Origin of the sequence: Sphingomonas sp. CCH9-F2 (assembly GCF_001556735.1) — a bacterium.
GTDB lineage: Bacteria > Pseudomonadota > Alphaproteobacteria > Sphingomonadales > Sphingomonadaceae > Sphingomonas > Sphingomonas ginsenosidimutans.
The window spans coordinates 1-13,792 of sequence record NZ_LSJO01000167.1 but is presented as its reverse complement, the minus strand read 5'-3'; the positions used below and the strand labels follow the sequence as shown (position 1 = coordinate 13,792).

At 69.2% G+C, this 13,792-nt stretch carries 16 protein-coding genes and 1 pseudogene; 1 reads left to right on the top strand and 16 read right to left on the bottom strand.

Translation table 11 applies throughout. From position 1 onward, the window contains the following. The coding region (locus AX685_RS04815) for an SCO family protein (RefSeq protein WP_443026248.1) at positions 1-334 on the bottom strand (334 nt) is incomplete at its 3' end. Between the two features lie 63 nt (positions 335-397). On the opposite strand from AX685_RS04815, the gene AX685_RS04810 reads away from it, so the two are divergent. Continuing rightward, the gene (locus tag AX685_RS04810; RefSeq protein ID WP_066485949.1) at positions 398-1,006 is read left to right on the top strand and encodes an ankyrin repeat domain-containing protein; all 609 of its coding nucleotides are present in this window, start codon (positions 398-400) and stop codon (positions 1,004-1,006) included. 21 nt (positions 1,007-1,027) lie between these two features. On the opposite strand, the gene AX685_RS04805 is transcribed toward AX685_RS04810, so the two are convergent. From AX685_RS04805 to AX685_RS04730, 15 genes and pseudogenes are all read right to left on the bottom strand, one after another. Then, positions 1,028-1,534, bottom strand: coding sequence for an MmcB family DNA repair protein (locus AX685_RS04805; protein WP_066485947.1), 507 nt, complete (start codon positions 1,532-1,534; stop codon positions 1,028-1,030). Between the two features lie 63 nt (positions 1,535-1,597). Beyond that, positions 1,598-2,140 (bottom strand): cell wall hydrolase, encoded by a 543-nt coding sequence (locus AX685_RS04800; RefSeq protein WP_331710148.1) that lies wholly within the window; start codon positions 2,138-2,140, stop codon positions 1,598-1,600. 290 nt (positions 2,141-2,430) lie between these two features. Next, entirely contained in the window at positions 2,431-2,766 is a 336-nt protein-coding gene (locus tag AX685_RS04795; RefSeq protein ID WP_066485943.1) for a DUF1491 family protein, read from the bottom strand. Beyond that, positions 2,763-3,218 carry a PaaI family thioesterase gene (locus AX685_RS04790; protein ID WP_066485941.1) on the bottom strand — a complete coding sequence of 152 codons (456 nt, stop codon included), beginning with the start codon at positions 3,216-3,218 and terminating at the stop codon, positions 2,763-2,765. Before AX685_RS04790 ends, AX685_RS04795 begins: the two co-directional genes overlap by 4 nt. Then, positions 3,205-3,672, bottom strand: coding sequence for a PTS sugar transporter subunit IIA (locus AX685_RS04785; RefSeq protein ID WP_066485939.1), 468 nt, complete (start codon positions 3,670-3,672; stop codon positions 3,205-3,207). Before AX685_RS04785 ends, AX685_RS04790 begins: the two co-directional genes overlap by 14 nt. 33 nt (positions 3,673-3,705) lie before the next feature. Beyond that, complete coding sequence (gene hpf / locus AX685_RS04780) at positions 3,706-4,296, bottom strand: ribosome hibernation-promoting factor, HPF/YfiA family (protein ID WP_066485936.1); 591 nt, start codon at positions 4,294-4,296, stop codon at positions 3,706-3,708. A 56-nt stretch (positions 4,297-4,352) separates the two neighbouring features. Continuing rightward, positions 4,353-5,045 (bottom strand): DNA polymerase III subunit epsilon, encoded by a 693-nt coding sequence (gene dnaQ, locus AX685_RS04775; RefSeq protein ID WP_066485933.1) that lies wholly within the window; start codon positions 5,043-5,045, stop codon positions 4,353-4,355. Between the two features lie 10 nt (positions 5,046-5,055). Then, positions 5,056-5,673 carry a dephospho-CoA kinase gene (gene coaE / locus AX685_RS04770; RefSeq protein WP_066485930.1) on the bottom strand — a complete coding sequence of 206 codons (618 nt, stop codon included), beginning with the start codon at positions 5,671-5,673 and terminating at the stop codon, positions 5,056-5,058. Beyond that, a pseudogene (locus AX685_RS20895) lies at positions 5,670-5,810 on the bottom strand (shikimate dehydrogenase); the annotation flags it as partial. The pseudogene AX685_RS20895 and the gene coaE, both read right to left, overlap by 4 nt. Before the next feature lie 305 nt (positions 5,811-6,115). Continuing rightward, complete coding sequence (locus AX685_RS04760; RefSeq protein WP_066485923.1) at positions 6,116-6,346, bottom strand: hypothetical protein; 231 nt, start codon at positions 6,344-6,346, stop codon at positions 6,116-6,118. Continuing rightward, positions 6,343-7,494, bottom strand: coding sequence for a tRNA guanosine(34) transglycosylase Tgt (gene tgt, locus AX685_RS04755; RefSeq protein WP_066485920.1), 1,152 nt, complete (start codon positions 7,492-7,494; stop codon positions 6,343-6,345). The genes AX685_RS04760 and tgt overlap by 4 nt, the downstream gene beginning before the upstream one ends. Then, positions 7,491-8,684 (bottom strand): OmpH family outer membrane protein, encoded by a 1,194-nt coding sequence (locus AX685_RS20890; RefSeq protein ID WP_082740532.1) that lies wholly within the window; start codon positions 8,682-8,684, stop codon positions 7,491-7,493. Before AX685_RS20890 ends, tgt begins: the two co-directional genes overlap by 4 nt. Continuing rightward, positions 8,684-11,341, bottom strand: coding sequence for an outer membrane protein assembly factor BamA (gene bamA, locus AX685_RS04740; protein WP_082740534.1), 2,658 nt, complete (start codon positions 11,339-11,341; stop codon positions 8,684-8,686). Before bamA ends, AX685_RS20890 begins: the two co-directional genes overlap by 1 nt. Positions 11,342-11,462: 121 nt before the next feature. Then, positions 11,463-12,596: an RIP metalloprotease RseP gene (gene rseP, locus AX685_RS04735; protein ID WP_066485918.1), complete on the bottom strand. Its 1,134-nt coding sequence runs from the start codon at positions 12,594-12,596 to the stop codon at positions 11,463-11,465. Further along, positions 12,593-13,750 (bottom strand): 1-deoxy-D-xylulose-5-phosphate reductoisomerase, encoded by a 1,158-nt coding sequence (locus tag AX685_RS04730; RefSeq protein WP_066485912.1) that lies wholly within the window; start codon positions 13,748-13,750, stop codon positions 12,593-12,595. Before AX685_RS04730 ends, rseP begins: the two co-directional genes overlap by 4 nt. Between the last annotated feature and the right edge of the window lie 42 nt (positions 13,751-13,792).

The window sequence follows — 13,792 nt, the reverse complement described above, 5'->3', positions numbered from 1 at the left end:
CGCGCGCGGGATCGACGGTGACGAAGATCGGCACGATCCGTTTGCCGAGCGCCGCATCCTTCGCCTCGACCAGCTTCAGCGCGGCGGAGATGTTCTGGACATCGACCGGGCAGACGTCCGGGCAGAAGGTGTAGCCGAAATAGACGATACGATAGCGGCCCGCGAAATCGCTGTCGGTGACGGTGCGGCCGTTCTGGTCGGTCAGCGTGAACGGCCCGCCGATCCGCGCCCCCGCCAGCGGCGGGGTGGCGGCGGGCTGGGCCGAACAGGCCGCGAGCGCCAGCGCGAGCGCGGCGGCGACCCGGCGACCCGCGGGCAGGAGGGGCATGTTCATGGCGGGGCCAGATGTGATGCGTTATAGGGTGGTGCGCAACCCCGCCTGCAACGATCGAGGCCTATGTTCCGTCGCTCCCTCCGCCCGCTTTTCGGTGCCGCCCTGCTGGTGACCGCTGCCGCTCCCGTCGCTGCGCAACAGCAGTCGCAAAGCTACAAGTTCCTCGACGCGGTGCGAAAGGGTGACGGCAACGCGGTCATCTCGATCCTCGACCAGCCGGGGCAGACGATCATCAACACCCGTGACGTCACCAATGGCGAGGGCGCGCTGCACATCGTGGTGAAGCGCGGCGATTCGACGTATCTGCGCTATCTGCTGGCCAAGGGCGCCGATCCGAACATCCGCGACGGGCATGGCGACACGCCGATGCTGCTGGCGGTCCAGTACGGCCAGCCGGAGATCGTCAAGATCCTCGCGGCGGCGAAGGCCAATGCCAACCTCGCCAACGGCAGCGGCGAGACGCCGCTGATCCGCGCGGTGCAGCGCCGCGACCTGACGCTGGTGCGCGAGGTGCTGGCGGCGGGCGGCAACCCCGACCAGACCGACAATGTCGCGGGCCTTTCGGCGCGTGATTATGCCGCGCGCGATGCCCGCGCGACCGCGATCGCGAAATTGTTCGACGATACGCCCAAGCAGACGGTGCGCGCGGTCGCGGGGCCGAAGCTGCGCTGAACCGGCGCGGGCGGGGGGGGGTCAGAACCCCTGCACCGCTTCCGGATCGTGCGCAGCGATCAACCGGCGCGCGGCGCGGCGCGCGAAGGCGAGCGTGCAGCGCTTGCGGACATGCGCGGGCAACGGATCGGTCCGCGCCTCGCGCACGATCGCGGCGTCGTAGCGATCCGCGACGATCAGCCCGGTGCGTTCGGGCAGGAACGCCGCGCCGTCGATCGGTGAGGCATCGAACCCCGCCGGCACCGCCCAGTAGAAGCGGTCGCAATGGGCGAGATAATCCTGCCACTTGGCATCGCCGAGCAGGTCGGCGCGCGACACCTTGATCTCCACGATCACCAATTGCCCGCGCGCATCGATCGCCATCAGATCGGCACGGCGCCCGCCGTCCAGCGGCACCTCGGCAATGGCGGTCAGTTCGTGGCGCAGCAGCATCCGCGTCACGCCGCGCGCCACATCGGCGGCGCACAGCGCATCGGACGCGGGATCAGCGGAGCAGGGCTCAAGGCAGGAGGAGGGGGTCGTCAGCATCGCCCCCCGAATAGAACATCATGCGAACAGACGCAAAGCCTGTCCGCGCGACGCGCGGCCGGTTTAGCGATAGAAGATGTGGTTGCCGATCGCCGCGACCTTCACCCGCGAGGGGCGGCCGACGTGGCGGGCGTTGAAATACATCGCCTCGGACGCATTGCTTTCCCAGGCGTTCTTCAGCGCCACCTTGGCGACGGCGACCGCGGTGCGCCAGTCGTTGTTGACCGGGGCGCTGGGGATCTTCCCGCCGCGGACGAACGAGAACTGGCCGCGCTGGGTGATGACGTCGCACACGCTGCCGCCGAAACGGCGCGACTGCGAGCGGTTGAGGATCACCTCCGCGACGGCGAGCTGGCCGGCGAGCGGTTCGCCGCGCGATTCGAAATAGATCGCGCCGGCCAGGCAACGCAGGTCTTCGCCGGCGTTCGAGGGCACCGACTGATCGGCGACCGCCGCGGCCAGGGTGGGATAGGCGACCTCTTCCTCGACGTCGTCGGACGGAGTGGCGGAGGTATCGGCTGCGGTCTGGGCGGAAAGCGGTGTCGTCGTGGCGACGATCGCGGGAATCGGGGCGGGAACCGGCGCCGGCGCGGCGAGTTGGTTCACCGAAGCGGTGGTGGGAAGCGTGGGCGACTCAGCGGCAATGCCAGCGGAGCTTTGGGCGATCATCCCGACCAGCGAAAGAGAAAGCGCGGCAAAGGTAGCGACGCGCGAGGCAAACGACATTCGACAACAACGATATGCGGTGGGTATGCGGAAACGATCGCCGGTGAAGCGTTAAAGCCCCCAGGATCGCCCGGATTCCCCCCCGGCTGCGTCACCGTCCGATATCGCACACCGGCGCGGCACAACGCGAAACACGATGCGCCGCCTATTCCCGGCAAACGTTAACAGGGTCAATCTGACAGGATCGTTTCAGCGACGAACCGTTCGGCGCCTGCGACGCTCAGTTCCACGACCCACAGATCGGGGTCGCGCGCGCGGCGGGCGCGCCAATATTCCTCGACGTCGCGCTCCTCGCCGCTGGCCGGGCCGCACGCGACCATCGAGTCGCGGTCGTCCAGCCCGCGCATCCGCTCGATCGCGTGCATGTGCCGGCCCTCCCCCATCAGGATCAGCAGCGCGCCGGTCGCCGGATCGCCCGACGCGCGCACCATCCCCATCCCGCCCGAATCGTTGACCCGCCGCAGCAGCGCCGCGACCGACAGATGCGTGGGCAGCCGCGCGCTCACCCGGCGGCGTAGCCCGGCAGCGTCGCGAGCGGGATGCGCGAGCGCATGAACGTGCCGGTGCCGCGCGCCACTTCCTCGCCATCGGCGGCAACCAGCCGCGCCTCGGCGATGAACACGCGGCGCTGGCCGCTGATCCAGCGACCCTCCGCCACCACCGGTCCTTCGCCCATCGGCCGGGTCAGCAGCAGGCTGAACTGCGTGGTCAGCAGGAAGCGATCGGTGACCAGGCTGTTGCAGGCGTAGAACGCCGCATCGTCCAGCATCTTGAAGTAGCTGGTGCCGTGCGCGGCGCCGGCGGCGTGGAAATGGCGCTGGTCCACGGTGAAATGGATGCGCGATTCGCCCGCCGCCGGGATCGCCAGCCGCGATTCGAAGAAGCGGTTGATCGGCGCCGCCGCATAAAGCGATTCGAGCGCGCGATAATGCGCCTGTGCCCCCTCAGGCGGCGTCACGGCCGAGATCCGATGCCAGCAGCGCGTAGATGGCGTCGGGCGATCCCGCGCCGCGCAGTTTCGCGACGAACAGCCGGTCGCGGAACCGCCGCGACACGCGCGCCAGCGCCTTGAGATGTTCGGCGCCGGCGCGCGGCGGCGACAGCATCGCGACGACCACATCCACCGGACGGTCGTCCACCGCATCGAAATCGACCGGCTGCGCCAGCCGCGCGACGCCGATGACGATCCGTTCCAGCCCGGCGACGCGCGCGTGCGGGATCGCCACGCCGCCGCCGAAACCGGTCGACCCCGCCTTCTCCCGCGCCGCCAGCGCCTCCGCCACGGCGCGCGGGTCCAGTCCCAGCGCCGGGGCCATCAGGCCGCCGAGCTGGGGAAACAGGCTTTTTCGTGAGGCCGCGGACAGGTCCACGGCGACCAGCTCGGGCATGAGCAGGTCACTCAGGTCGGTCATGGGGATCGTTTCTTTGAAAGGAGCAGGACGGCATCATCCGCCGCGCTGCGGTTCGACCCAGCCGATCGTCCCGTCGCCGCGGCGATAGACCATGTTGTACGCGCCGGTGCCGGCGTTCTTGAACAGCAATGCCTGGGTGTTGCGCAGGTCCAGCATCATCACCGCATCGGACACGCTGGCGTCGGGGACGTCGACACGGGTTTCGGCGATCACCAGCGGCGCATCGCCGGCATCCTCCTCGTCGACCGGCTCCGCGAACAGCGTGTAGCCGGCATTGTCATAGCCGCTGCGATCCTGTTCCGCGGCGATCTCCGCATGGGCGGGCGAGCGATCCTTGAGCCGGCGGGTGTAGCGGCGCAGCTGCTTCTCGATCTTGTCGGCGGCGCCGTCGAAGCACAGATGCGCGTCGTGCGCGCCATGCCCGCCCTTCAGCACCAGCCCGCGCGTGACGTGCGCGACGATGTCGCACTTGAAGCCCGCATCGTGCGGGCCCTTGCCGAAGGTGACTTCGGCGGAAATGGCGCGGGCGAAATATTTGTCCGCGATACCCTGGAGCCGGTCCTGCACATGCGACTTCAGCGCATCGCCGATCGTCACCTGATGACCTGAAACCCGGATATCCATAAGCTGCTCTCCATGTCGTCGTACCGGCCCGGCCCCTTATCGCCGGTACGTCGGCGTCAACCGGACGCCGCGGTCCCCCACAACGGTTCTTTTATCTTCTGAACAAACGCAGCATGCGCCGCCAGTTCCTCCGGCGGTGCGGAAAAGACACGCAGCGGGCGTGCGCGCGGCGGCGCGGCGGGCGCCGCCGCAACGACGACCGGCGCGGCGGACTCGCTGACCAGCCCCAGCCCGATCTGCCGCCCGCCGAGCAGTTCGACATAGACCTGCGCCAGCAATTGCGCGTCGAGCAGCGCGCCGTGGAGCACGCGGTGCGAACGGTCGACACCGAAGCGGCTGCACAGCGCGTCCAGCGTATGCTTGGCCCCGGGGTGCCGCGTGCGCGCGATCTGCAGCGTATCGACCATCCGCGACCGGCATACCGGGTCGCGCCCGCAGCGTTCCAGCTCGCCGTTCAGGAAGGAAAAGTCGAACCCGGCATTGTGCGCGACCAAGGGCGCATCGCCGATGAACTCCAGCAGCCCGTCGACCCCGGCGGCGAACACCGGATGCTTGGAGAGGAAGTCGATGCGCAGCCCGTGCACCCGCGCCGCTTCCTCCGGCACGTCGCGCTCGGGATGGAAATAGGCGTGGAAGGTGCGCCCGGTCTCACACCGGTTGACCAGCTCGACGCAGCCAATCTCGACCATCCGGTCGCCGCCCGCGAAGCTGAGGCCGGTGGTTTCGGTATCGAAGACGATTTCGCGCATGGTCGGATCGTTATCCGCCCTCGCCGCGCTGCACGCAAGCGATGACGCGCCGGACCGCCGCACGCGTTTCATCGAGCGGCACGTCGGTGGGAATCACCCAGTCCGCCCGCGCGCGCTTGTCCGCATCCGGCAGCTGGCGCGCGAGGATCGCGTCGAACTTCGCGGCGGTCATGCCAGGGCGCGCCAGCGTGCGGGCACGCTGCACGTCCGGCGCGGCGGAAACGACCGCCACCTTGTCCATGGCCCGGTCGCCGCCGGTTTCGAACAACAGCGGCACGTCGAACACGACCAGCGGCGCGGCGGCGTGGCGCGACAGGAAGGCGGCGCGCTCCGCCCCGACTGCGGGATGGACGATCGCCTCCAGCGCCTTCATCGCCGCATCGTCGCCCAGCACCGCCGCGCCCAGCGCGATGCGATCGACGCCGTTCGCGCCGGTGGTGCCGGGAAAGCGCGCCTCGATCGCGGCCACGACCGCGCCGCCCGGCCCCTGCAGGCGGTGGACCGCGGCGTCGGCGTCGAACACCGGCACGCCTTCGTCGGCGAACATGTGCGCCACGGTCGACTTGCCCATGCCGATCGATCCGGTGAGGCCGAGGAGAACGGGCCGGGGAAGGGCAGGCCCGGTCATGCCAGCAGCCGTTCGCGCAATTCCTCGTCATGCTCACGCGGGGGGGCGGCGCCGAAGAACAGTTCGAATGCCAGCGCGGCCTGCCCGACCAGCATCTCCAGTCCGTCGACCGTGTCCAGCGCCCCCGCCTTTGCCGCGCGGATCGCGGGCGAGGCGAAGGTGGCGGGGTCGGCGCCCCCCGGGGCCGCCTCGGCGGCGACCGGGGCGGGCAGCGCACGGCTCACCAGGATGCGCGGCGATGCCAGCATCAGCATCGCGGCCTGCGCCGCCAGCGCCCCGGCGGCGACCACGATCAGCGCCCCGATCACCGCCAGCAGCCGGCGCGCCCAGAACAGGGCGGCGCGCTGCGATCGCTGACCGGTGGGGAAGAAGGCGCGCACGGCCCGGCTCCTCGCACGCGCCCGCCCGCCGGGCGCGTCGCTATCGCCTAGCGCGCCGGCCCTTACTTTTTCCTATCGCCCCGGCGGCTGTCGCGCTGCGAATTGGCGAACAGCACCGCCGCGGCGACCGCGGCGGAACCGATGCCCACGCCCAGCCACGTCTTGCCGATCTGCCAGCGCCCGCCGCGATGCATCGCTGCATCCTTGCCCACGCCGGCTTCCTCATGCGCCTTGGCGGCGGCGACGGTCGCCAGGATCTCGTTCGGCTCGGTCGGGTCGGTTGCGTCGGTCATCCTTGTCCTCCTTTGCCCGCGCTGTAACGCGCGCGGAAACCGCTGGCGAACGCCGCCAGCCGCTGCTCGGCGATGGCGGCGCGCAGGTCCGCCATCAACGCCTCGTAAAAGGCGATATTGTGTTCGGTCATCAACATCGCACCCAGAATCTCGCCACTGCGGACCAGATGGTGGAGATAGGCACGGCTCCACGTCGCGCACACCGCGCAGCCGCATTCGGGGTCCAGCGGCCCCTGATCCTCGTTGAAGCGCGCGTTGCGGATGTTGATCGGCCCGCTGCGCGTGAACGCCTGGCCGGTGCGCCCCGATCGCGTCGGCATCACGCAATCGAACATGTCGACCCCGCGCTCCACCGCGCCGACGATATCGTCGGGCTTGCCCACCCCCATCAGATAGCGCGGGCGGTCGGCGGGCAGCTGGCCCGGCGCGTAGTCGAGGCACGCGAACATCGCCTCCTGCCCCTCGCCCACCGCCAGCCCGCCGATCGCATAGCCGTCGAAGCCGATGTCGATCAGCGCATCGGCGCTCGCCTTGCGCAACCCTTCGTCCAGCGCGCCCTGCTGGATGCCGAAGATCGCGTTATGCGCCGCATGGACACCGCCGTCCGCGTCGTGGAAGGCGTCGCGGCTGCGCTTCGCCCAGCGCATCGATCGCTCCATCGCCGCGGCCTGCACCTCGCGGGTGGAGGTGGTCGGCACCAGTTCGTCGAACGCCATCGTGATGTTGCTGCCCAGCAGCCGCTGGATCTCGATCGAGCGTTCGGGGGTGATGAGGTGCCGGGTGCCGTCCAGATGGCTGGCGAAGGCGACGCCCTCCTCCGATCGTTTGGTCAGTTCGGACAGGCTCATCACCTGATAGCCGCCCGAATCGGTCAGGATCGGCCGTTCCCACCCCATGAAGGCGTGCAGCCCGCCCAGCCGCGCCACCCGCTCCGCGCCGGGGCGCAGCATCAGGTGATAGGTGTTGCCCAGGATGATATCGGCACCCGCACGCGCGACGTCGGCGGGCTTCATCGCCTTCACCGTCGCGGCGGTGCCGACCGGCATGAACGCGGGCGTGCGGATCGTGCCGCGCTCCATCGCGATCGCGCCGGTGCGCGCCGCGCCGTCGGTCGCGGCGATCGTGAAGGCGAAGCGCGGCGCGCTCATCGCCCGCCGGCTCCGTTGCCGCCTTCCCTGTCGCCATCCGCCTTGTCGTCCGGCTCGGGCGCGCGCGGGTCGTGCCCGCCGCGCGGCACCGCCCCGGCATCGGGCTTGCCCTTCCCGCGCGGCGCGCCGCGCCCCATCGTCGGGCCGTCCGCGCCGATCGGCATGGTGCGGAACGTCAGCAGCTCGGCGCGGCTGATCGTCTTGCTGCCGTCCTTGTCGTAGCGCGCGAACAGCCGGCTGAACTGGTCGAGCAGCTCGTCCAGCGTGACCTGCCCGTCGTTGTTGCGATCCACCTCATACGGGCTGGGCAGCGCATTGGCATCGCCCAGGAACGTCGCCGCCCAGTCGGAATAGGCGATGTAGCGCAGCGCGCCGGTATGCGCGGTGTCGATCGCCTCGAACGACGCGCGCACGCCGTCGATCATCTCCGACCGGTCGACCAGCGCATCGCCATTGGCGTCGAACGTCGCGATCATCATCGCCACCGGCTCGACCACCATCGTCGCGGGGGTCTGCGGCTGCGCGGGCTCCGGCGCGCGCACGACGATCGGCGGCGGTTCCTGCGCAGGGGCGGCGGGGGCGGCAGCGGCGGCGCCCTGCTGCTGCTGCTGACCCGGCTGCCAATTGGCCGGCGGAGTGATGCCGACGGTCGGCACGGTACGGTCCAGCTCGGCGGTAATCGCCGAGGTGATGTCGGCGGTCGGCTGCGCGAACAGCGCCGCGTTCGGGCGCAGCAGCAGGCTGACGTTCTTCGCGCGGACCGCCGCGCTCACCGCGTCGGGCAGCTTGGCGGAGATCTGCTCCAGCGCATAGGCCTGCGCGCGGCTGGCCGGCGCGGTCAGGCGCTGCAGCTCGGCATTGCCGGCCTGCTCCTTGGTCTGGATCGCGGTCGCCTGCGATCGCAGCGATGCCTCGGTCGCGCCGGGGGCGGCGGCGGCCTTCTGGTAGGCGTCGACCAGCGGCTGCAGTTCGGTCGAGATCGCCTGGCGACGCGCGTTCGCCTGGTCGATCTGCGCCTTGTAGGTCGTCTGGATCTGGGTGCGGGCGGTCGCCCATGCCTTCGAATTGGCGACCGCCGCTTCGGGATCGGCCACGGCGACGCCGCCCACCTGCGCAGTGGCGCTGGTCGAGACGATCGCGGCCGGCGCGGCGAGCGCGGCGGCGAGGAGAAGGGTCTTGAAGGTCGTCATCAGAACTGTGTCCCTACGTTGAAGGTGACGAGTTTCTTGTCGTCGCCCGGCTGCGTCACCAGCGCCTTGGCGAGATCGATGCGCAGCGGCCCGAACGGCGAATTCCAGTTGACGCCGATGCCGACCGAAACGCGCGGCTGGGCCGAATTGCCCAGGAAGGTTTCCTTGAACGGCTGCGACGCGATCAGCGGGCTGTTCGGCACCACGCCGTTACACGTCCCCGACGCATCCGGGATACCCGCGGCGCACGACGTCTGTACCGACAGGCCGCCGGCATTGACATAGGTGAACAGCGGGTTGCCCGCCGTGTCGCGCTGCGGCAGCGGCAGGACGACCGTGTTGCCCGCCGCATCGGTGGTGGTCGGGAACGTCGCGGTGGGCAGCGGGCGAGTGATGTTGAACAGGCTGCCGACCTGCGCATAGATCGACGGGCGCAGCCCCAGTTCGCGCGCACCGGCGCCCAGCGGTATCTCCAGCTCCAGCTTGCCCAGGTAATAGGCGCGGCCGCCCAGCGCGTCATCGACGATCTGGTCGCGGTCGGTGACCAGCACCTGCTTTCCGCTGGCGTCGTTGGTATAATATTGGCGCAGCACGCGCGGGCCGACGCCGCGGATGTCGAAGCCGCGGAACTGCGGCTCGCCCAGATAGAAGCGGTCGGTGATGCGGATCTTGTCGATCCCCGGTCCGCGCGACGATTCCAGCGAATGGATATAGCCGCCCTCGCCGGTCAGCGACGCGACGAAGCCGCCGCCGAGACCCCAGAACTTCGACCCTTCCAGCCGGGTGCGGATGTAGCGCACGTCGCCGCCCAGGCCGGCGAAATCCTGGCTGAAGGTGAACCGCTGCCCGGCAGTCGGCCGCAGCCGGCTGTTGAGGCTGTCGAAGATCAGCGAGTAGCCAACGCTCGACGTCAGGCGGTTGCCCAGCGCGTCGCACAGGTAATTGCCCGCCTTCAGCCGGTCGCACGCGCCGTTGGTGAAGAAGGTCGCCTGGTCCAGCCCGACCTCATCATAGGAGAAGGTGTAGCGGCCGGCGAGCTGCCAATATTCGGTCAGCGGCACGCCGGTGCGCACCTGGAAACCGGTCGATACCTGGCTGTAGGTGGTGTTACGATCGGTGCCGATGAAGTTGAAGGCGTTGAAGTCGCGGCGGAAGATGTCGACGCCCAGCGCGATGTTGCGATCGAAGACATAAGGCTCGGTAAAGCCCAGCTCGATCGACTTGGAATAGCTGGAATAATTGACGCCGGCACGCAGCGTCTGGCCCTTACCGCGGAAATTGTTCTGCGTGATATTGGCCTGGATGATGAACCGCTCCAGACTGGAGAAGCCCGCCGACAGCTGCAGTTCGCCGGTCGACTTCTCCTCGACGTTCGCCTCCAGCAGGACGCGGTCGGGGGCGGACCCCGGCGTCTGCTTGATCTCGAACTTGTCCTGGAAATAACCCAGCGAGTTGATGCGGTCCTGCGACCGCTTCACCTGGAAACTGTTGAAGGCATCGCCTTCCGCCAGGCGCACCTCGCGGCGGATCACCTTGTCCTGCGTCTGGGTGTTGCCGGTGATATCGACCCGCTCGACATAGGTGCGCTGCGCCTGGCCGATGTGGAAATTGATCGACATGGTCAGCGCGTCACGGTCACGCTGGAATTCCGGGCTGACCTCGGTGAAGGCATAGCCGAACAGCCCGGCGGTCTCGCTCAGGTTGTCGACGGTGTCCTCCACCATCTTGGCGTTATACCATTCGCCCTTCTTGACCGGCAGCGTCGCGGCCAGCTTCTTCCCGTCGAAATCGCGGATATCGCTGTCGACGGTGACGTCGCCGAATTTGTAGCGCGGGCCTTCCTCCACCACATAGGTGATGATGAAGTCCTTGCGGTCCGGGGTCAGCTCGGCAACCGCCGACGTCACGCGGAAATCGGCATAGCCTTCGGTCAGGTAGAACTGGCGCAGCTTCTGCTGGTCATAGGCCAGCCGGTCCTGGTCGTAGGAGGTGCCGGAAGACAGGAAGCGGAAGAAGCGCGCTTCCTTGGTCGCCATCTGCGCGCGCAGCTTGCTGTCGCTGAACACCTCGTTGCCCAGGATGTTGATCTGGCGGACCTTCGACTTCGGACCCTCGGTGATCTCGAACACCACGTCGACGCGGTTCTGGTCCAGGCTGACCATCTTCGGCTCGACGCTGGCGGCAAAGCGGCCCTGGCGGCGATACAGCTCGACGATCCGCGCCACGTCCGCGCGGACCGCGGACCGGGTGAAGATCTGCCGCGGCTTCAGCCGGATCTCCTTCGTGATCTTGTCTTCCTTCAGGCGCTTGTTGCCCTCCAGGATCACGCGGTTGATGATCGGGTTCTCCCGCACGCGGATCACGATGTCGCCGGTGTCGGCGCCCGCGATCGTCACGTCGGCGAACAGGTCGCTGGCGTACAGGTCCTTGATCGCCTGATCGAGCGTCTCGTTGGTGTACGCCTGCCCCTGCCGCAGCTTGGTATAGCTGAGCGCGGTTTCCGGCTCGATCCGCTGCGTGCCGTCGACGCGCAGCGTCTTGATGACCTTGGTCGCGGCCACCGGGGCCGCCACGGGGGCGGCCGGTGCCGATGCGGGGGCCGGCGTGACCGCCGGCATGGTCTGCGCCGATGCGGCGAGCGGGACGCCCGCCAGCATCGTGCACCCGAGCAAGGTCGCCGAGGCACGCGCCCGCGAAGTCGAAACGTTGAGCACCGTCACCAAAATCCCACCCGAGAGAAACCGCAGAGCGCCGCCGCGTCGCCCTGCCTTACCTTCGTCAACCGATCAAGCCGGCCAGATGCCGCCACAGGCCGAAGTTGCCGAGATCGTTGAACGTGACCAGCAGCATCAGCGCCAGGACCGCCATCAATCCGCCGCGATACGCCCATTCCATCGTCTGCGGCGCCACCGGTCGCCGTCGCACCGCCTCGATCGCATAGAACAGCAGGTGCCCGCCATCCAGCATCGGCACTGGCAGCAGGTTGATGAACCCCAGATTGATCGAAACCAGCGCGATCAGGAAAACGAACGCCTCCGGCCCCAGCGTGATCTGTTCGCCGGACACCTTCGCGATCGACAGCGGGCCGCCCAGTTCCTTCACCGAACGCCGCCCGCTGACGATCTGGCCGATCGTCTCGACCATCATCTGCACGATCTGCCCGGTGCGCTGGACCGCGATTACCGGTGCCTCCAGCACGCCGACCTGCCGCACCACCGGCGCTGCCGGGCGGATGCCGAGCAGGCCGACGCGGAACTCGTTGCCGAAGCGGTCGCGCTGCACCTGCGTCGCGATCGTCGCATCGACATGCATCGGCGTGCCGTCGCGCACGTAATCGACGCGCACCCGCTCGCCCGCGCGGATCTTCACGAACCGCACCATGTCCTCGAACGTCTCGACCGGACGCCCGCCCAGCGCGGTGACGCGGTCGCCCGTGCGCAGGCCGACCTGCGCGGCGACGGTGCCGGGCATCGCCTGCCCCACCACCGCCGGGGTCTGCGCATCGCCATAGGCCAGCGCGAAGCCCGCCAGGATCAGCACCGCCAGCACGAAATTGACCACCGGTCCCGCGGCAACGACGATCGCGCGCTGCCACACCGGCTTGGCCTGGAACGTCCGGGCGCGTTCCTCGGCGGGCAGCGCCAGCCAGTCGGCATCCGGTTGCCCGGCGGGATTCATGTCGCCGGCGAACTTCACATAGCCGCCCAGCGGCAGCCACGCGACCTTCCACCGCGTACCGCGCCGGTCGGTCCAGCCGGCGATCTCGCGCCCGAACCCGATCGAGAAGACGTCCGCCTTGATCCCGAACCAGCGGCCGGCGGCATAATGGCCGAGCTCATGCACGAAGACGAGCGGACCGATCACCAGCACGAAGGCCAGCAGGGTCAGCAGCAGTCCGGGGGTCTGGATCAAGCCACGCAATCCTTCACGCGCTCACCGGCGAACTCCCGCGCCCGCGCATCGACGTGCAACACCTCGTCGAGCGTGTCCGGCGCGGCCGGGTCATAGCGTTGCAACGTATCGTCCACGATTGCGGCGATTTCAAGAAACGCGATGTTACCCGCCAGAAATGCCGCCACCGCCACCTCGTTCGCGGCGTTCAGGATCGCGGGGCGCGCGCCGCCCGTCTCGACCGCCGCGCGGGCGAGCGCGAGCGAGCGGAACCGCACCGGATCGGGGGCCTCGAAGTCGAGCCGGCCCAGCTTCACCAGGTCCAGCGGTTCCATCGGAGTCGCCATCCGGTCCGGCCAGGCCAGGCAATGCGCGATCGGCACCCGCATGTCGCTCGGCCCCAGCTGCGCCAGCATCGATCCGTCGACGTAGTCGACCATCGAGTGGATCACCGACTGGCGGTGGATCACGATCTCGATCCGCGCCGGCTCCACCGGGAACAGCACCGCCGCCTCGATCAGTTCCAGCCCCTTGTTCATCATCGTGGCGCTGTCGATCGAGATCTTGGCGCCCATCGACCAATTGGGATGCGCGACCGCCTGTGCCGGGGTCACCGACGCCATCCGGTCGAGCGACCAGTCGCGGAACGGCCCGCCGCTGGCGGTCAGGATGATGCGCCGGACCCGCTCCGGCCGCGCCATGTCCAGGCACTGGAAGATGGCGTTATGCTCGCTGTCGGCGGGCAGCACCGCCGCGCCATGGTCGCGCGCGGCGGCCATCACGATCGCGCCCGCGGACACCAACGGTTCCTTGTTGGCCAGCACCACCGTGCCGCCGCGCTCGATCGCTGCCAGCACCGGCCTCAGCCCGGCACAGCCGACGATCGCGCCCATCGTCCAGTCGGCGCCCGACCCGGCCGCCTCGCACACCGCCTGCTCCCCGCCCGCCGCGGCGATGCCGGTGCCGGCCAGCGCATCGCGCAGCGCGGGCAGGCAGCCCTCGTCGGCGACCACCGCCTGCTCGGCGCGCGTGCGGATCGCGGCGGCGGCCAGCTTGGCGACGTCGCGGTGCGCGGTCAGCGCGCGGACGCGGAACCGCTCCGGCTCGCGCTCGACCAGATCCAGCGTGGAGGTGCCGACCGAGCCGGTCGCCCCCAGGATCGTCACCGTCCTCATGACAGGATCTGCGGGATGACGACCAGCAACGCGGCGACGGGC

Coding starts and splice junctions, on each gene's coding strand:
- AX685_RS04810 (WP_066485949.1), top strand. CDS start 398: ATGTTCCGTCGCTCCCTCCGCCCGCTTTTCGGTGCCGCCCTGCTGGTG.
- AX685_RS04805 (WP_066485947.1), bottom strand. CDS start 1,534: ATGCTGACGACCCCCTCCTCCTGCCTTGAGCCCTGCTCCGCTGATCCC.
- AX685_RS04785 (WP_066485939.1), bottom strand. CDS start 3,672: ATGACCGACCTGAGTGACCTGCTCATGCCCGAGCTGGTCGCCGTGGAC.
- hpf (WP_066485936.1), bottom strand. CDS start 4,296: ATGGATATCCGGGTTTCAGGTCATCAGGTGACGATCGGCGATGCGCTG.
- dnaQ (WP_066485933.1), bottom strand. CDS start 5,045: ATGCGCGAAATCGTCTTCGATACCGAAACCACCGGCCTCAGCTTCGCG.
- coaE (WP_066485930.1), bottom strand. CDS start 5,673: ATGACCGGGCCTGCCCTTCCCCGGCCCGTTCTCCTCGGCCTCACCGGA.
- AX685_RS04760 (WP_066485923.1), bottom strand. CDS start 6,346: ATGACCGACGCAACCGACCCGACCGAGCCGAACGAGATCCTGGCGACC.
- tgt (WP_066485920.1), bottom strand. CDS start 7,494: ATGAGCGCGCCGCGCTTCGCCTTCACGATCGCCGCGACCGACGGCGCG.
- AX685_RS20890 (WP_082740532.1), bottom strand. CDS start 8,684: ATGACGACCTTCAAGACCCTTCTCCTCGCCGCCGCGCTCGCCGCGCCG.
- bamA (WP_082740534.1), bottom strand. CDS start 11,341: ATGCTGGCGGGCGTCCCGCTCGCCGCATCGGCGCAGACCATGCCGGCG.
- AX685_RS04730 (WP_066485912.1), bottom strand. CDS start 13,750: ATGAGGACGGTGACGATCCTGGGGGCGACCGGCTCGGTCGGCACCTCC.